15 protein-coding genes are annotated in these 17,397 nt (G+C 73.0%); 2 read left to right on the top strand and 13 right to left on the bottom strand.

The window, feature by feature from the left end; genetic code table 11:
• Nucleotides 1-248: 248 nt before the first annotated feature.
• From manA to EAD98_RS10865, 12 genes are all read right to left on the bottom strand, one after another.
• Nucleotides 249-1,412: a mannose-6-phosphate isomerase, class I gene (manA, locus tag EAD98_RS10920; RefSeq protein WP_121653940.1), complete on the bottom strand. Its 1,164-nt coding sequence runs from the start codon at nt 1,410-1,412 to the stop codon at nt 249-251.
• A gap of 3 nt (nt 1,413-1,415) precedes the next feature.
• The gene (locus EAD98_RS10915; RefSeq protein WP_121653939.1) at nt 1,416-2,423 is read right to left on the bottom strand and encodes a cation diffusion facilitator family transporter; all 1,008 of its coding nucleotides are present in this window, start codon (nt 2,421-2,423) and stop codon (nt 1,416-1,418) included.
• Nucleotides 2,424-2,490: 67 nt separating this feature from the next.
• On the bottom strand, nt 2,491-3,687 hold the full coding sequence (locus EAD98_RS10910; RefSeq protein ID WP_121653938.1) for an SIS domain-containing protein: 1,197 nt from the start codon (nt 3,685-3,687) through the stop codon (nt 2,491-2,493).
• Complete coding sequence (locus tag EAD98_RS10905) at nt 3,684-3,869, bottom strand: Trm112 family protein (protein ID WP_091394023.1); 186 nt, start codon at nt 3,867-3,869, stop codon at nt 3,684-3,686. Before EAD98_RS10905 ends, EAD98_RS10910 begins: the two co-directional genes overlap by 4 nt.
• A 61-nt stretch (nt 3,870-3,930) precedes the next feature.
• The gene (locus EAD98_RS10900) at nt 3,931-5,316 is read right to left on the bottom strand and encodes a phosphomannomutase/phosphoglucomutase (RefSeq protein ID WP_121653937.1); all 1,386 of its coding nucleotides are present in this window, start codon (nt 5,314-5,316) and stop codon (nt 3,931-3,933) included.
• Between the two features lie 68 nt (nt 5,317-5,384).
• Complete coding sequence (locus tag EAD98_RS10895) at nt 5,385-6,449, bottom strand: hypothetical protein (RefSeq protein ID WP_121653972.1); 1,065 nt, start codon at nt 6,447-6,449, stop codon at nt 5,385-5,387.
• Nucleotides 6,450-6,611: 162 nt separating this feature from the next.
• Nucleotides 6,612-7,244 carry an endonuclease V gene (locus EAD98_RS10890; protein WP_233583793.1) on the bottom strand — a complete coding sequence of 211 codons (633 nt, stop codon included), beginning with the start codon at nt 7,242-7,244 and terminating at the stop codon, nt 6,612-6,614.
• A gap of 146 nt (nt 7,245-7,390) precedes the next feature.
• Nucleotides 7,391-7,702 carry a hypothetical protein gene (locus EAD98_RS10885; protein WP_121653935.1) on the bottom strand — a complete coding sequence of 104 codons (312 nt, stop codon included), beginning with the start codon at nt 7,700-7,702 and terminating at the stop codon, nt 7,391-7,393.
• A gap of 131 nt (nt 7,703-7,833) precedes the next feature.
• Nucleotides 7,834-8,121, bottom strand: coding sequence for a hypothetical protein (locus EAD98_RS10880; RefSeq protein ID WP_147457365.1), 288 nt, complete (start codon nt 8,119-8,121; stop codon nt 7,834-7,836).
• Nucleotides 8,093-12,247, bottom strand: coding sequence for a toxin glutamine deamidase domain-containing protein (locus tag EAD98_RS10875; RefSeq protein WP_121653933.1), 4,155 nt, complete (start codon nt 12,245-12,247; stop codon nt 8,093-8,095). Before EAD98_RS10875 ends, EAD98_RS10880 begins: the two co-directional genes overlap by 29 nt.
• A 16-nt stretch (nt 12,248-12,263) precedes the next feature.
• A complete protein-coding gene (locus EAD98_RS10870) occupies nt 12,264-12,596 on the bottom strand; it encodes a hypothetical protein (RefSeq protein WP_121653932.1) in 333 nt (110 codons plus the stop codon).
• Nucleotides 12,593-13,015 carry a YbaB/EbfC family nucleoid-associated protein gene (locus EAD98_RS10865; protein ID WP_121653931.1) on the bottom strand — a complete coding sequence of 141 codons (423 nt, stop codon included), beginning with the start codon at nt 13,013-13,015 and terminating at the stop codon, nt 12,593-12,595. The genes EAD98_RS10870 and EAD98_RS10865 overlap by 4 nt, the downstream gene beginning before the upstream one ends.
• Nucleotides 13,016-13,093: 78 nt before the next feature.
• Between EAD98_RS10865 and EAD98_RS10860 the strand changes: the two genes are divergently transcribed.
• Entirely contained in the window at nt 13,094-14,335 is a 1,242-nt protein-coding gene (locus EAD98_RS10860; RefSeq protein ID WP_121653930.1) for an SUKH-3 domain-containing protein, read from the top strand.
• Between the two features lie 39 nt (nt 14,336-14,374).
• Here the strand turns inward: EAD98_RS10860 and EAD98_RS10855 are convergent, their stop codons facing one another.
• The gene (locus EAD98_RS10855) at nt 14,375-15,814 is read right to left on the bottom strand and encodes an aldehyde dehydrogenase family protein (protein ID WP_121653929.1); all 1,440 of its coding nucleotides are present in this window, start codon (nt 15,812-15,814) and stop codon (nt 14,375-14,377) included.
• 143 nt (nt 15,815-15,957) lie between these two features.
• Here EAD98_RS10855 and EAD98_RS10850 point away from each other — a divergent pair, with 143 nt between their 5' ends.
• Entirely contained in the window at nt 15,958-17,394 is a 1,437-nt protein-coding gene (locus EAD98_RS10850; protein ID WP_121653928.1) for a gamma-aminobutyraldehyde dehydrogenase, read from the top strand.
• Nucleotides 17,395-17,397 lie beyond the last annotated feature (3 nt).

The following is a 17,397-nucleotide window of genomic DNA, read 5'->3' as shown; positions in this document are numbered from 1 at the left end:
CCGACCTTCCACCTTACGCGCGCCTGCGACGGGCGCCCGGGGGACGGTCGGCGAACAGCGCACGGGGCGGTCGGTGATGGACAGAAACTCCGTCCACTCCCGCCGCCCCGTGCATCCCCCCGGTTTGGTTCCCCGCACGTTGTCGGACCGTCGTCGCGATAACGCTGCGTACTCATAGAGTCACACTCAGATACGGCAGCGTCAAGCTATTCCGGGAAAGTCGGACTTGTGGCGTGGCGGCGAGGGCGTCAGCGCAGCCCGGCGGTGGCCACGTACGCCTCACCGTCACCGCTGATCCGCAGCGGCTCGCCGGCCGCGGTGCCGATCGCGGCCTGGCCGGACGCGAGCGTCACCGCGCCGGCGCCGTCGTCCACGGTGACCGATCCGGCGCCGCAGAGCACCACCCGGGGCCCGGGGAGCGGCAGCGTGACCGACGGCACGGCCGTTCCGACCCGCACCCGGTGCAGCGCGAAGTCGTCCACCGGCACCGACCAGCAGTCCAACCCCGGCTCGACCGGCTCAGCGGTCCGTACCGGATCCTCCAGCACCTCGAACCGCAGCACCCGCAGCAGCTCGTCGACGTCGACCCGCTTCGGGGTCAGCCCGCCGCGCAGCACGTTGTCGCTGGCCGCCATGATCTCCACTCCACAGCCGCTCAGGTAGGCGTGCAGGTTGCCGGCGGGCATCCAGATCGCCTCCCCCGGCGTCAGGCGCACGTGGTGCAGCAGCAGCGCGACCAGCACGCCCGGGTCCCCCGGGTAGGCCACGGCCAGCCGGGCGGCCAGCTCCGCGTCCGGGCCGTCGACCGACGCCGCCAGCACGGAGCCCAGCAGCTCGTCGCGCTCCGCGACCGGCCAGGCGAGCAGCGTCTGCACCGCCGTCCGCAGCCCCACCGGCCCCGTCCGCAACGCGGCGACGACCGGCGCCAACGCCGGTACGTCGAACGCGGCGAGCGCCTCGGCCGACACCGTCGGGTCCCGGAACCCGCACAACGCCTCGAACGGGGTGAGCGCCACCAGCAGCTCCGGCTTGTGGTGCGGATCGGAGTAGTTGCGCTCCCCCGGAGGGCGGCCCGCGTCCGCCGCGTAGCCCACCCGGGCCTGTTCGGCGTCCGGATGGGCCTGCAGGCTCAGCGGAGCGTCGGCGGCGAGCACCTTGAGCAGGAACGGCAGCCGGGTGCCGAAGCGCTCGGACACCCGCTGGCCGAGCCACTGCCCCGGCTCGTCACGCACCAGGTCGCAGAGGCTGACCCGGAGACCGTGCCGATCCACGCTGGCCGGTGCGCCCGGGTGGGCGCCCAGCCACAGCTCCGCCTCCGGGCCGGCACTGGGCACCGGCCGCCCCTGCAACAGGGCGATCGCGGAGCGGGACCCCCAGGCGTAGTCCCGGATCGGCCCGTAGAGCAGTTCCACCCGTCAGCCCCCGGGCCGCCCGGCCGCCTCGCCCGACGCGTTCTGGGGTTGCGGTACGGCGGTGTCGGCGGCGGCGCCGGTGCCGGCCGCGGCCGCGGCGGCGCTGAAGATGTCCGGCTCCAGGTAGATCACCCGGGCGATCGGCACCGCGACGCGGATCCGCGCTTCCACGGCGTTGATGCCCCGGGCCAGATCCTGGGCGCTCTCGCAGGCCGGCACCCCGATCTTCGCGGCCACCATCAGCTCCTCCGGCCCCAGGTAGAGCGTCTTCATGTGGATGATCCGCTCCACCTCGGGGCCATCGGTGATCGCGCGCTCGATGGCCGCCACCTCGGCGGCTTCGGCGCCCTCACCGAGCAGCAGACTCTTGGTCTCGATGGCCAGCACGACGGCGATGGTCACCAGCAGGATGCCGATCATGGCGGTGCCGGCCGCATCCCAGCGGCCGTTGCCGGTGATCAGAGTCATCCCGACGCCGAACAACGCGAAGACCAGACCGACCAGCGCGCCGAAGTCCTCCAGCAGCACCACCGGCAGCTCCGGCGCCTTGGCCCGGCGGATGAAGCGCACCCAGGACTGGTTGCCCCGGATGTGATTGGACTCCTTGATGGCCGTCCGGAAGGAGAACGACTCCATGATGATCGCCGCCACCAGCACGACCACCGGCAGCCAGTGCCAGGACTTGATGCCCTCCTCGTGATCCCACTTGTGGTACGCCTCGTACAGGGCGAACAGGCCACCGACGCTGAACAGCACGATCGACACGATGAACGCGTAGATGTAGCGCTCCCGGCCGTACCCGAACGGGTGCTGCGGGGTCGCCTCCCGCCTGGCGCGCTTACCACCGAGCAGCAGCAGGCCCTGGTTGCCGGAGTCGGCGACCGAGTGGATCGACTCGGCCAGCATCGACGACGAACCGGAGAGCAGGAACGCGATGAACTTGGTGACGGCGATGCCGATGTTGGCCAGCAGGGCGGCGACAATCGCCTTCGTCCCGCCGTTCGCGCTCACGCCACCGCTCCGCTTCGCCGCGCCGCGTTGCCCGGTGCGCGCGTGCCGCGTCGCCGCCTAGGTCCGTTCACTGGTTCGACAGCTCCTTCATCTCGGTGATGGCGGGGACCGCCATCGGGTCCAGTCCGTGGGCCAGGGCGAGGTAGATCGAGGCGAAGTCCGGTACGGCGATGAGCGAGGCCAGCCGCTCCAGCGCGGACCCGCCCTCGGCGGTCACCACGTCGCAGCGCACACCGCGGCGTTCGGCGAGGGTCTGCACCGCGTCGGCGCGGCGCTCCTCGACGGCCAGCGGCTCGTCCGTGTCGTCCTCGGCGTTGAGCCCGCCATCACGCAGCAGCACCAGCCGCAGCCGGGTCCCCTCGCCGTCGTCCTCCGCACGATCGGCGAAGATGTCCCGCTCCCCCTCGGCCAGGCCACCGAAGACACCGTCCAGCAGCCCGACCCGGCCCCGGCCGGCTTCGCCGAGCGCCCCGGTGACCACCGGGTAGCGGGCGTTCGCCGACAGGGTGTCGCCGAACCGGCGGGCCGCCACGGTGGCCAGCGGGGATGAGCCCCAGACGATCGGGACCGAGCCGGCCAGGCCCAGGGCCAGCGACTTCGCCGGGTTGACGAAGGACTCCGCGGTGGACCGGCAGCGGTCCGCGTCCGCGTCCAGCCGGGCCGCGGTCTCCGCCAGGTCCGCCTCGTTGACCTTCACCAGCCCGAGGGTACGGGCGGCGAGCAGGACCGGCACGGTGAGCGCCCACAGGCTGGCCCGGGCCGGAGCGCGCCGGGGCACCGGGATGAACGGCGCCCGGGCCCGCTCGGCGACCGACTGCAACTGCGAGTCGGGTGCGCCCACCGCGACCAGCCGGGCACCACGCCGGTGCGCCGCCTCAGCGGCGCCGAGCGCCTCCGGGCTGCGGCCGGACGCGCTCACCGCGATGACCACGTCGGCCGCGCCGACCCAACCGGGTACGCCGGCACTGCGGTGCGCGATCACCGGCACCGGGCAGCGCGGCCCGGCGACCGTGGCCAGCACGTCCCCGGTGCGCCCGGCGGTGCCGATGCCGGCGATCACCACGGCCCGGGGCCGCCCGTCGTCGGCGAGCACAGCAAGGTTCGCCTCGGCGGCCAGCGCGGCCGACTCGCGGACCTGCGCGCCGGCCGAGGCGGTGTGCCGGAGCATGCCACCCGGGTCGTGCTCGGCCAGTGCCTCCGGGCTGTCGAGCAGGGCCTCGTCGGCGTCGCGACGTCCACTGACCCCGGCCGTACCGTCGATCATGACGACTGCCCGGGGCCGCCGCGCGCCTCGTCGAGCAGCAGCACCGGCACGTCGTCACGGACCTCGAAGATCCGGCCGCACTCCGTGCAGGTCAGCGTCTGCGCCTCGGCGTCGTAGGTGAGCGGGGCGTGGTGCGTGTCCGGACAGGCGAGGATCTCGAGCAACTGCGGATCCAGGGCCATGGCGCGGCTCCTTCCACGTGTGCGGCTTCACCGGCGGCGGTGCCGACCGGCGCAGGCGATCTTATCGGCGAACCCGGCCCAGCACCTCGTCGCGGAGCGAGACCATCCGCTCGCGGGTGGGCGCCTCCACGTTGAGCCGCAGCAACGGCTCCGTGTTGGAGGCTCGCAGGTTGAACCAGGCCCCGTCGGGGAAACGCAGGGTGAGCCCGTCCATCTCGTCGGCCACCCCCTCGGGGTACGCGGCCCGCACCTCGGCCACCGCCGCCGCCTGGTCGACGACCGTCGAGTTGATTTCACCGGAGGCGACGTAGCGCTCGTACTCGCCGGCCAGCACGGACAGGGGCAGCGACTGCTCGCCGAGCGCGGCCAGCGTGTGCATCGCGGCGAGCATCCCGGTGTCGGCGAACCAGAAGTCCCGGAAGTAGTAGTGCGCGGAGTGCTCCCCGCCGAAGACGGCGTTGGTGCGGGCCATCTCCGCCTTGATGAAGGAGTGCCCGACCCGGGCGACCACCGGTTCCCCACCGTGCTCCCGGATGATCTCCGGCACCGCGCTGGACGTGATCAGACCGTGGATCACCGTGGAGCCCGGGTGCTTGGCCAGCTCACGTGCGGCTACCAGGGCGGTGATCGCCGACGGCGAGACGGGCTCACCGCGCTCGTCCACCACGAAGCAACGGTCGGCGTCGCCGTCGAAGGCCAGCCCGATCTCGGCGCCGTGCTCGACCACGGCGCGCTGGAGGTCGACCAGGTTCGCCGGGTCCAGTGGGTTGGCCTCGTGGTTGGGGAAGGTGCCGTCCAGCTCGAAGTAGAGCGGCACGATGTCCAACGGCAGGGCCGACAGGGCGGCGTCGCCGAGGACCGTGGGGACGGTGAAGCCGCCCATCCCGTTGCCGGCGTCGACCACGACCTTCAGTGGCCGGATGCCGGAGAGGTCGACCAGCTTGCGCAGGTAGGCGGCGTAGTCGGGCAGCAGGTCCCGCCGCTCGGCCGGCCGGACCGGATCGCCGGCCGGGCGGGCCGCGCCCGAGTCCAGCAGGGCCTGGGCCCGCTCACGGATCTCCGCCAGACCGCTGGCCTGGCCGATCGGCCGGGCACCGGAGCGACACATCTTGATGCCGTTGTACTGCGCGGGATTGTGGCTGGCGGTGAACATCGCGCCGGGCAGATCGAGCGAGCCGGACGCGAAGTAGAGCAGGTCGGTGGAGGCCAGCCCGATCTCGATCACCGAACGCCCCTCGGCGCGGACGCCGGCGGCGAAGGCCGCGGCCAGCCCGGGCGAGGTGGCCCGCATGTCGTACCCGATGACGACCGCGTCGCCCGGCTCGTCGGTGCTGTTGAGCAGCTGGGTGAAGGCCGCACCGAGGGCTTCGGCGACCCGTTCGTCCCACTGGTCCGGCACCGTCCCTCGGACGTCGTACGCCTTCACGATCTGGGACAGATCAGACACAGGTTCCGCTCCTTGGCCGCAGGTTCCACCGGACCTGAGCGTATCGGAGGGTCAGGGTCGGACCCCGCTCAGCCGGGGAGCCGAGGCATGAACACGGTGTGGTCGCCCCCGCCCTCGGCGGGCGGGTCATCGGGCCCCGACTGGCCACCCGGAGTACCCGGCATGGCCTGCGTCGCCTCGGGCGGCGACGCGGGCCCGGCCGGGCGGGCACCGTAGACCCCGCCGGTCGCGGGCCGGGGAGCCGGCACCGCGCCGTAACCGCCGGGCGGCGGCTGCTGCCCGTACACCGGGCCGGGCTGGCCGGGCACGGCCGGCGACCCACCACCGGAGCGGTAGGTGGTGCCGCCGGGGTTGCCCGGCAGCGGCGCGGTCAGGTCGTCGGTCGGCTTCCGGTCCTGACGCGAGCGACGGAACAGCAGCACGATGAGCAGCAGTCCGACCGCCACCATCGCGATGCCGAAGAACATCACCGGCGAGCCGCCAGAAGATTCGGCCGCGGTCGCCGTGGTGTCGGGCCCGCGGGACACGCCACCGAGCGCGGCCTCGTTCACCGCGTCGCCGGCCGGGGCGGCCTCGGTGGTCACCTTCGGGGTGGGCGACGGCTTCTTCGACGGGGTCGGCGTGGGCGAGGCGGAGGCCCGGCTGTTCAGCTTCGACGAGTCGGAACCCCGACCCAACTCCTGCCCGGCCGCGCTGAGCGCCACGCCGGTCACCGCGAGCCGCCCAGCCGGCGCACCGGCGGCGAACGCCACCCGGTACCGCACGGTGATGCCCTTGCCCTTGCACAGGGTCGGCTTCGCCGGCGAGGTCTGCCCGGTCGCCACGCTGCCGCCACCGCCGGCGACAGGCACCGGGAACCAGCGCCCACCCGCGTTGACGTGCACCGCCACCTGGTCCGGCCGGAGACCCTCAAGGCGCAGGCCCAGGGCGGTACGCAGCAGGACGCACCCGTCGGAGCGCTTGCGCACCGCGACGTTCACCCCCTGCGGGGAGCCGCCGGCGGCGAAGCTGCTGGCCGCACCCACCCGGACGGAGTCGTCGTCGGCCAGCGCGGGCGACGCACCGAGCATCACCAGGCCGCCCACCAGACCACAGACCGTCGCGAGACGCGCCACGCGCCGACGTACCGTCATGATCACCTCACCGTTCCTCCCCGGGTGGGGTCCGCGGTCAGGCTACTACCGGGCCACCCCCACCACCGGTCATAGAGCGGCCCGCATGTGTGCGGCGTTACGGTTTGCCACCCCGACCCGCCGACCTGCCACGCTCGCCCCGTGCCGTCGCTTCCCGGCTGGTCAGACCGCACCGGCGAGGGCGTCCCGGCAGAGCCGGTCGGCGGTGCGGGTGGTCTCCGGCAACCGGTAGCGCGGCGTCAGCGCGAGCACCTGCGCGGTGGCGTTGGCCAGACTCATCCGGTGCCCGACGCTGACGAAGACCGGCTTCACCCCGGCCTGGGTCCGCAGCACCCGGCCAACGACGTCACCCCCGTCACGCAGCGGCGACCAGGCACCCCGCTCGGTGAGCGGCGGCGCCCACTCACCGACCAGTGGCGTCTTCCCCACCCCGATCGCGGGCAGCCCGGTGACCACCCCAAGATGACAGGCGAGCCCGAACCGGCGCGGATGGGCCAGCCCGTGCCCGTCGCAGACCAGCAGCGCCGGAGCGGTGGTCAGCCGGTCCAGCGCGGCGAGCAACGCGGGCAGCTCACGGAAGGCGAACAACCCCGGGACGTAGCCGAACGCGGGCCGGCCCACGCTGACCGCGGAATCCACCACGGCCAACGTCCGGGCGTCCAGCACGGTCACCGCCGCCGCGAGAAGGTCGCCGCTCTTCGCGTACGCGACGTCCAGGCCAGCCACCGTGGCCGGCGCGGCCGGCCCCGGCCCCACCAGGTCGACCAGCGGCCGCAACTCCTCCTGTACGGCCACCGCAGCCGCCACACTGCGCGGCCCCGCCCCCTGCCACGCCTCCGGCGGAGGCGCGGACGGGGTCGCGGGGCTTGATCCACTCGGTATCGGCGAAATTGGGGTATCCGAGGCCGTCTGATACCCCGACATCACCGATACCGAGTCGATCACGGTCGACGGGGTCCGTCGGCGGGGCCTTCAGGGGTACCGCCGTCCGATTCATCCTGGTTGGAGGGCTCGATCGGGCGGTCATCGGCGGCGCCGCTGGCAGACCCCTGCGGCTCGCCAACGGGGGTGTCACCTTCAGCCCGATTCGTGGTGGCGCCGAGGGCGATCGCGAAGGCAAGACCGATGGCGACGCCGAAGGCAACACCACCCGTCGAACCGAACATGGGGATGCCGATCGCCAGACCGATCAGGATGCCCACCGGCCAGGCCCAGGCATTCGACTTACTGCTCTTGGTGTCGGACGTCGCCATGCACCAATGTTATTCGGCGCTGCGAAGCTTCCGGACGTCCCGCCGTCCACGGCAGTCAACAACCCGCGATGGCTCCCTGTCGGATGCCTTCGCCTCGGCACCGGGGTGGGCGTCGGAGTCGTCCATGGGCGTCACGACGGCCGGTCCCCTGCTGCGAACATGGCGCGGATGGCGTCCTCGTCAGGCAGGCTCGTGCCACCCGTGACGGTCTCGGCCACACTCTCCGCCGTCGCGCGATCGACGGTCTCGAAACGATCGACGTTGCGATGGTCGTTGACGAACCTCATGACCAGGCCGGGGTCGAAGGCCCATTCTTGGCTCCGGTGATCCCAAAGGATCGCCGAGAATGCATCGGCCACGAACAGTCCCGCCGGCCCTCCCGTTCGCTGATCATTTCGGTAGATCACGTAATAGGTCAACAAATTCCTGCTCCAACCTGGGTGCGATGTCCTCCGTCACGGGGAAGTCGCTGGACCTGAGGCCCAGATCCTGCACCACCTGCGAGAAGCTTGCCCCTTGGCGGTCAAGCCACGATCGATACGCCTGCCAGACGTTTCCGCTGCCGCTCAACCACCTTGCGAAGCTGGCGTCCTTGGCGGGGGCGACACTTTCCAGACCGGGCGGGACATGGTCCGACAACCGATGCTCTCGGTTCGTGGCCAGCATGCGCAGAAACGCCTGCACATGCTCCTCCGGCCGTGCTGAGACGCGGCGCAGGATCTCGTAGTCGCCGTGAGTCTGCGCCCACGCTTCCCGCGACTCGCGGGTGTGCAGCTGCAACTCGAGAAGGAACCCGTCGGGCGATCGGAGGGTGCAGTTGAATCCGTAGAACCTGTTGCCGACTCGCCAGAAGTTCTTGAGGGCCGACGGCGGGACAGAGAAGCCGGCTTCCGCGAGGCCGGTAAGCACCAGTTGGACAGCAGGCGGATACTGCTCCCCTGACGGCATCTCGAACAAGAACCTCAGGACGTCATTGACCGTCCCCGCGAACTCCTCGACACCGACCTGTAGACCGCGCGCCTCGTCGAGGTACTTCCGTGCCAGCGACTCCAGCCCTTTGACGCGAAACTCCCGGTCCCGCAGCTGCACCGGCTCACTCAGGCCCATGGTCTCCGCCACGTTCCGCCCGATCTGAGTCAGCGCGTTCTCGATGCGATCAGCGTTGGCGAGTGCCCGTTCACGGAGGTCCGTCAGCACGGCCCGCTCGGTCGCCGTGAGCCGCGCCAGCTCAACAGACTGAGCATTCGGTCCGTCGGCTTCAGCCGCGTCACCACCAGACGGGACCGGCGGCTGCGCCGAGCCCGGGCCGTCCAGCAGCAGGTGCATCCGGTTGATGTACGGGTCGCCGTGACCGCCGTCCTCGTTTGCCGGCGGGTGGTCCGGCAGGTCGGGGCGTTCGCTGAACCGGCCCCGGGGCAGCCCGCCGAGCGGCATCGGCCGGCCGTCCCCGCTCAGCACCAGCGCGTCGATGCCGACCACGTCGGGGTACAGCGGCCGGTCCCGGATGAGGCCGGTCTGCGGGTCGACGTAGAGGACCGTGCCGTTCTGGTTGAGCGCCACCCAGGCGTGCGAGCCACCGTGCGCCCACTCGGTGACCAGGAACGCGTAGCTGCCGTGGCCCCCCAGCAGCAGTTGGTCATGCAGGTTGGCGTAGCTCCGCTCGGCGGTACGCCGTGCCTGCTCCGGGTGCGGCCGTTGGCCGGTGGGCGGGGCGAGGAGTTGCTGGAAGCGGCCACCGGTCACGTCCTCGACCCGGCCCGGGCCGCCCGCCTCACCGCGGATCGGGCGGCGGGTGTCACCGTCCAGGTAGCCGTCGAAGGTACGCGGCGCCGACACCCGTGGCCGTCCGTGCACCCACGTTTCGAACAACGACAGGGTGCAGTCGAGGCAGTTGATGCCCCGGGTGGCGTCGGCTCGGGGACCGCCGTCGTTCAGGAGCCGGAACCAGCCGCCGCGGCGGGGATCGGCGGTGCGGGTGACGGTGCCGTCCGGCTCGCGGGGCATCCGCCGTTCGACGTCGACCTGATGGAGGGCCAGCGGCGGTCGGAGCCCACCGGGCCGCCCGTACGGACGGGAGTCGTCGATCGGCGGCGGCACGTCGTCGCCGGTCAGCACCGACCGGTCGACGGTCTCCACCGCGCCGAGGGCGAGGGCGCCGACGTCCTCGTTGGCCTGCCGGAAGTGGGCGTCGCCGATGTCCACGACCCGTGGCGCCGTGGTGCCGGCCAGCACCGCGTCGGCCAGGTCATGCCATTCGGAGTACGCGCGCAGCTCGTCGTACGCGGTCCGCTGCCAGCCGTCGGCCCAGCGCGGGTGACCCGCTTGGCGCAACTGCCGGGCGTAACTGGAGTACTCGGCGGCGCGGCGGTCGTGCTCCGCGGCCCGGGCGCGCATCCGACCGGCCTCGGACTGCCGGCGGTTGTTCTCGAACGAGGTCCGCTGCGACTCGTAGTAGCCCTGGTAGCGCCGCCGCTCGACGGCGTCCGCCTCGGCGGCCCACCGGGCCGCGTACCAGTCGCTGTCTTCCGGGGCGGGCAGCGACGGGTCGTCGAACGCCGCCACGTCGGCGGGGATCGGTGCCCGGCCGCGAGCCGGATGCGCGGGTACGCGGACCGGCTCGGGCGCGTCCCGGGCCGGGGAGCGCGAGGGTGCGGCGTTCCCATAGCGGCCCGGTCCGGTGGTCGTTGTGCTCCAAGCGCCGGTGAACGGCGCACCCGGCGGAGTCCCGGCGCTCGGCGGCGAGCCGGTCGACGTGACCTGCGGCGGCGGACCGGGCACGGTGGGGGCAACCGCCCCGGGGGTGCTGGCGTGCGGGCTGGCCGGGGCACCGGCGGCCGGTCCGCTGATCGCCTCGAGGCTTGCGGGCGCGGGCGCGGCGACCGAGGAGAGCGTGGGATCGGCGGCCACGGGGAAGGACGTGGGATCGACGGCGACCGGGGACGACGCAGCCGATCGGTCGGCCGCAGGCATCAAGGGCACGCCGCCCGGCTCGTCCGACGACGGCCCGGTCTCGGGTGGAAGCAACGCATAGGCCGGGCCGTTTGCGAGCTCGGACAGCCCGGCGACGGCTGGCGGCGACGACCCGTTCGGGGATTGCGGCAGGTCGACCGCGTGCGGCAGGCCGGCGCCCGAGTACGGCGGATCCTCTCCGCGCACCGGAGGCCCGTGATCGGTCTCGGGCGAGGCGACCACGTCCACCCCGGCGACGAAAGCCGACGCCTGCGCCGGAACCACCGACGACGGAACGGCTGACGACGGAACGGCCGACGACGAACCGACCGAAGACGGAACAGCCGAAGACAAACCCACGGAGGACGAACCCACCGAAGACGAACCCACCGAGGACGAACCCGCTGAAGACGAATCCACTGAGGACTGGACCGCCAGGGAGGGATCCGCACCGGTCGAAGCCACCGCAGAAGTCGCCTCAGCGGAGAAGGCCGCCTCGGAAGAGGCCGCCTCGGAGGAGACCACCGCGGCAGGGATGACCGGTGCGAGGGAGGGTCCGGCGAGCGGGACCCCGTTGAGCGCGGCGGTCTGCGCGTCGAGCCGGGCGTGCAGCGCGCGGTCGGCCTGCGCGGTCGCCGAGCCGGTGGCCCCGGACGCGGCGGCCCGCACCGCGTCCTCCACGGAGGTCAGGCCCTGACCGGTGGCGAGGCTGGCGGCGCTCTCGGCCAGCATTTCGCCGGTCATCTCCCGACCAAGGTGCTCGCCGACCCGTGCCGCGCGCCCGGTCGCGTGCCGACCGAGTCCGGCCAGCGGCGCTACCGCCCCGCCGGCGAGCCCACCGACCGCCGACGCGCCGAGGTCGGTGAGGTCCACGCCGTGCGCGCGTCCGGTCGAGTTCTGGTACGCCTGGGTGGCGAGGCTGACGCCGGCCTCCTCCGCCGCCTCCTCCAACCCCCCACGGGCGGCGCGCGAGGCCAGCCCACGCACACCGCCCCGCGTGACCTCCTTGGCCGCTCGCTCGCCGGCCTCCTTGAGCCCGTGCTTGAGGGACTTGCTGGCCAGCTGTCCCATCAGCCGCTTGACGATCTGCTGGATCAGCAGCCGGGTCGCGGTGATCGCCGCGCCGGCGGCCGGGGATGCGGCACCGGCGGTGAGCAGGGCCGCCACCGCGACCGCGAGCAGTTCGATGACCAGGATGCCCAGCTCGATCCAGACTTCCAGCTTGGCGCCCTCGATGTCGCAGCCACATTCCTCGACCAGGCGGCCCAGGTCGGCGGTGACCGCGAGCAGCACCGGCAGCGGCGCGTCGTCGCCCTCGGCGATCGCCCGCCAGGCCGCCCCGAACGCGGCGTCGACCATTCCGACGCCGCCGTATCCGCCGCGTACCTCGGCGGCGGCCGCGGCGGCGTCGGTGTGCGGGCCGGCGAGCACGGCGGCGACGTCGTACCACCGGTCGGCGACGTCCCAGACGGCCCGCTCGTTCCCCTCGGGCCACTGCACGCCGACCGCCCAGTCGAGGGCCTCGTAGATCCAGCCGGGCACGTCCCAGGGTGCGTAGTCCAGTGGGTGCGGAATCGGGCTGGGCAGCACGCTCATCCGGGTCGGCCCGCCGTCAGCGCTGGTCGGCGGCCCGGTCGAGCCGGGCGGCGCTGGTCCCGTCGGTCTGCACGCTCGCGTCGACGGAGCGGACCACGTCGGTGCCCAGCTCGGCGAGTCGGTGCCCGACGCCCGTCCAGGCCCGCAGGACGGTCTGCTCGATGCCGCGGTAGTTGCGCTCGAACGCGGCCCCGATGTCGTCGCGGCCCCAGGGCCGAGCGGCGCTGACGGCCTCGATCTCGCCGCCCTCCGCCGCGCGGCGGGCCGTCACCGCCTCGCCGGCGAGGGCCAGGTCGGCACCGCCCCGGCGGGCCCGGCCCGGATCGAGCCAGAGCTGCTCGCCGGTCATGCCGCCCCCTCGCCCCGCCCGAGCACGGCGTCGGCACGGCCGAGCAGCGCGCCGTAATCACCGGTACGCAGGAACTCGGCCGACCCGGAGCCGGTCGGCATGCTGGCGGCCACCAGCTCACGGGTGGCTTCGGTGGCGGCGGCCGTGGCGGCGCGGACCGTTTCGGTGATCTTCCGGCTCAGCGCCTCGGCGTCCCGGTCCCGGTAGACGGCCGGGTCCAGCTCGACCGCGACCACCTCGCCGCGGGCGCCCACGGTCGCGCTCACCTGACCGTCGGCTGACCGCCGGGTCACCCGCAGCTCGGCGAGGCGCGTCCGCAGATCGTCCAGGTTGGACCTGAGCTGCTCGTACTGGCCGTACACATCGTCGAATCGGGCCCGTAGCTCGCGATTGGCGTCCCGGTCCGCGCGTTCGCTCACCGCCGTTCCTCCCGTCACCGTCGGTAGGGCGAACCATACCGGCTGCCACGGATCCGCGTAGTCCGGTAGTTTCGGTGCGTGATCGACCGCCAACAGGCCGAGCAGCTCGCGGCCACCTGGGCCCACCGGGATTCCCTGCGCCTCGGCTACGAGTGCACGCCGACGGTCGACGAATTCGACCTCGGCTACGTCATCGTGTCCACTGTGGCCACCCGGGAGCGGGCGCTCCCCGGCGACCTGCCGACCACCGTGGTCGACAAGGCGACCGGCGAGGTGACCACGTGGCCGCGGGTGCCGACCCAGGTCGTGGCGGAGATGTACCGGCGCAGCCGACCCGAGGGCCCCACCGCCCCGCGCACCGTCGAGCCGGAGGGCCGGCTACTGCGGGAGATCCACCGGCTGCCGACCCCGGACACCGTCGCGCGCCTGACCGTGGGGGGTCGGATCTGGACGGCCCAGGGCGCGAAGGGCGACGTACGACTGCGTCACCATCCGCTGGTCCGGGCCTACCTGGACGGGCTGCCGGCCGGTGCGCTGGTGCGCGGCGGCGACCGGCACGCCGAGCTGATCGTCGTCTCCGACGTGCTGCACGAGTACGACCACCGCCGGGCCGCCGAGGGCATCGCTCCGATGGGTCCGGGCGAGGCGGCGACGCTGTTGGAGGACGCCCGGTTCGAGACCTTCCGGGTGCGTGAGCCGGGCGATCCGGCCGGCGGTCCGGCCGAACGCCCCTGCGATTCCTGCATCAACTTCCTGGTGCACACCAACGTGTTGCCGATCTCGCAGCGGGCCTTCTCGCAGCCCTGGCACCCGGAGGCCGCGCCCGACCCCGACCCGGGCCGCTTCCCGCCGGAGGTCGCCAACGCGCTGGTGGCGGCCGGTTGGCGACCGCACATCGGGGACCAGCTCATGGCCGCCGCGGCGGTGCGGGACGTCACCGCCGTGCCGGGGCGGGCCCATCAGCACGCGGTCTTTCCCGCCGCGGTGGAGGCGCTGACCGCGTTCCCCAGCCTCGTCGGTGCGCGGCGCGGCCCTGGCGAGCAGGTGTGGATCTCCCGCTTCGACATCCGCCCGCACACCATCGCGCGCACCGCCGACACGCTCGCCGACTTCGGGGCAGTGCTCGGCGTACGGCTCTTCCCGATCGGCACCGAACAGCAGGACAGCATCCTCGCGGTGGACGAGCGTGGCCGGGTCTTCGCACTGGACCAGGCCGGCGAGTGGTTCCTCGGCGACACCATCGACGCCGCGCTGATCACCCTGCTGCTCGGCCGTGCCCCCGCCCGGGTCCGTGACGACGGCACCTGGCAGGTCGGCTAGGGCCTGTGTCAAGGTCGAGCCGAGGACCTTGACCAGGCCCTAAAGCGCGAGCCCGGTCAGCACCATGACCCGCGGTTCGGTGTAGTCGTCCATCGCGCTGCGCAGCCCCTCCCGGCCGACGCCGCTGCCCTTGACCCCGCCGTAGGGCATCTGGTCCGCCCGGTACGACGGCACGTCGCCGACGATCACTCCGCCGACCTCCAGTGACCGGGCGGCGGCGAAGGCCACGTCGACGCGGTGGGTGAACACGCCCGCCTGTAACCCGTACGCCGAATCGTTGACGGCCGTGAACGCGGCCTGGTCGTCGGCGACGGGGGCGACCACGAGCACCGGGCCGAACACCTCCTCGGCGACGACCTTGGCGCCCGCCGGCACGCCGGTGAGGACGGTCGGGGGGTACGTCGCGCCGTCGCGCTCGCCGCCCACCTCGACGGTGGCGCCGGCCGCGACCGCCTCGGCCACCCACGTCTCGACCCGGCGGGCCGCGTCCTCGGACACCATCGGGCCGACGTCGGTCAGCTCGGAGGCCGGATCGCCGGTACGCAGCGCGCGTACCGCCGCCACCAGCCGGGGCAGGAAATCCGCGAAGAGTTCGTGGTGCACGTACACGCGTTGGACGGCGATGCACGACTGGCCGGCCTGGTAGTTGGCGAAGGTGGCGATCCGCTGCGCGGCGAAGGTCAGGTCCTCGTCGGTCGTCCAGTCCGCGCAGATCACCGCGGCCGCGTTGCCGCCCAGCTCCAGCGTCACGTGCTTCTCCGGCGCCTGCCGGCGGATGGCCGCGCCGACCGGCCCGGAGCCGGTGAACGACACGACCGGCAGTCGGGGGTCGGTGACCAGTTCGGCGGCGCGTGAGTTCGGCAGTGGCAGGACGGAGAACGTGCCGGCCGGCAGCTCGGTCTCGGCCAGCAGCTCGCCGAGCAGCAGCGCGGACAGCGGCGTCGCCGGGGCCGGCTTGACGATGATCGGCGCGCCGACCGCGATGGCCGGCGCCACCTTGTGCGCGATCAGGTTGAGCGGGAAGTTGAACGGCGTGATGCCCAGCACCGGCCCCTTGGGCACTCGCCGCACCAGCGCGATCCGCCCGTTGGCGGCCGGGTCGGTGTCGAGGCGTTGCAGTTCCCCGGAGAAGCGCCGAGCCTCCTCCGCCGCCCACCGGAAGGTGGAGACGGCCCGCCCGACCTCGGCGCGGGCCCATTTCACCGGCTTGCCGTTCTCGGCGGTGATCAGCGCCGCGACCTCGTCGGCGCGGTCGGCGAGCCGCCGGGAGACGTGGTCCAGGGCCGCCGCGCGGGCGTGTGCGGGCAGGGCCGCGGCCTGCGCGGCCACTGCGGCCGCCGCGGCGACGGCGGCCTCGACCTGGTCGGCCGTGGCGAGGGTGGTACGCCCCACCGCGCGACCGTCGAACGGGTGGTGGACGGTCAGCTCGCCCTCGCCATGGGCGGGGCGGGAGGCGACGAAGAAGGCTGCGGGCTCCACGCCGAGCAGCGTAGACGAGAGAACAGCCGACGGAAACAGTCGCCGCAGCCCTTGTCTGCCGCGAATTCAGTAGCCAAGATGGCAGACAGATTGCGATAACCGCCGCCGACCGCACCCCGACCCCCTTCGGGAGAGATCCAGTCATGAGTGACCAGCAGCAGCTGCGCAACTTCGTCAACGGCTCCTACGTCGAACCGGTCGACGGCGGCTACGCCGACCTGATCGACCCCTGCACCGGTGAGGTGTTCGCCCAGGCCCCGGTGTCCGGCGCGGCGGACGTGGACGCGGCGATGACCGCTGCCGCGACCGCCTTCGAGAGCTGGCGGGAGGTCACCCCGGCCGAGCGGCAGCGGGCCATGCTCAAGCTCGCCGACGCGGTGGAGGCCCGGGCGGCGGAGCTGGTCGACGCCGAGGTCCGCAACACCGGCAAGCCGCGCCAGCTCACCGACGAGGAGGAGCTGCCGCCGGCGGTGGACCAGTTCCGCTTCTTCGCCGGCGCCGCCCGGCTGCTGGAGGGGCGCTCCGCCGGGGAGTACCTGGCCGGCCACACGTCGTACGTGCGACGCGAGCCGATCGGTGTCTGCGCCCAGGTCACCCCGTGGAACTACCCGCTGATGATGGCGGTCTGGAAGATCGCCCCGGCGCTCGCCGCCGGCAACACGGTGGTGCTCAAGCCGTCGGACACCACGCCGGTGTCGACGCTGCTGCTCGCCGAGATCGCCGCGGAGTTCTTCCCGCCGGGGGTGTTCAACGTGGTCTGCGGCGACCGGGACACCGGTCGTACCCTCGTGTCGCACCCGACCCCGCAGCTGGTGTCGATCACCGGCTCGACCCGCGCGGGCATGGAGGTCGCCGCCGCGGCGGCCCCCGACCTGAAGCGGACCCACCTGGAGCTGGGCGGCAAGGCCCCGGTGGTGATCTTCGACGACGCGGACGTGGCGGCGGCGGCCGAGGCCATCGCGCTGGGCGGCTACTTCAACGCCGGGCAGGACTGCACGGCGGCCACCCGGGTGCTGGCCGGGCCGGGCGTCCACGACGACTTCGTGGCGGCGCTCGCCGAGCAGGCCCGCGGCACGAAGACCGGCGCACCGGACGACGCCGACGTGCTCTACGGCCCGTTGAACAACGCCAACCAGCTCGCCCGGGTCAGCGGTTTCGTCGACCGGCTGCCGGACCACGCGGCGATCCAGACCGGGGGCTCCCGGCAGGGCGAGCGCGGCTACTTCTACGCGCCGACCGTGGTCTCCGGGCTGCGCCAGGCAGACGAGATCATCCAGGATGAGGTGTTCGGGCCGGTGATCACCGTGCAGCGGTTCTCCGACGAGGACGAGGCGGTGCGCTGGGCCAACGGCGTCGACTACGGCCTCTCGGCGTCGGTCTGGACGAAGGACCACGGTCGAGCCATGCGGATGACCCGGCGGCTCGACTTCGGCTGCGTCTGGGTGAACACGCACATCCCGTTCGTCTCCGAGATGCCGCACGGCGGGTTCAAGCACTCCGGGCACGGCAAGGACCTCTCGGTCTACAGCCTGGAGGACTACACCCGGATCAAGCACGTCATGCACAACATCGAGGGCTGACCC

Source organism: Micromonospora sp. CV4 (genome assembly GCF_003667455.1).
Lineage (GTDB): Bacteria > Actinomycetota > Actinomycetes > Mycobacteriales > Micromonosporaceae > Micromonospora.
Note: the sequence above shows the minus strand (reverse complement) of the source record. Positions and strands in the feature narration are given on the sequence as shown.

Bases quoted from the DNA above. Each gene is read 5' to 3' on its own strand.
- EAD98_RS10910 (WP_121653938.1), bottom strand. From the start codon at position 3,687: ATGATCGACGGTACGGCCGGGGTCAGTGGACGTCGCGACGCCGACGAG.
- EAD98_RS10905 (WP_091394023.1), bottom strand. From the start codon at position 3,869: ATGGCCCTGGATCCGCAGTTGCTCGAGATCCTCGCCTGTCCGGACACG.
- EAD98_RS10895 (WP_121653972.1), bottom strand. From the start codon at position 6,449: ATGACGGTACGTCGGCGCGTGGCGCGTCTCGCGACGGTCTGTGGTCTG.
- EAD98_RS10885 (WP_121653935.1), bottom strand. From the start codon at position 7,702: ATGGCGACGTCCGACACCAAGAGCAGTAAGTCGAATGCCTGGGCCTGG.
- EAD98_RS10875 (WP_121653933.1), bottom strand. From the start codon at position 12,247: ATGAGCGTGCTGCCCAGCCCGATTCCGCACCCACTGGACTACGCACCC.
- EAD98_RS10870 (WP_121653932.1), bottom strand. From the start codon at position 12,596: ATGACCGGCGAGCAGCTCTGGCTCGATCCGGGCCGGGCCCGCCGGGGC.
- EAD98_RS10850 (WP_121653928.1), top strand. From the start codon at position 15,958: ATGAGTGACCAGCAGCAGCTGCGCAACTTCGTCAACGGCTCCTACGTC.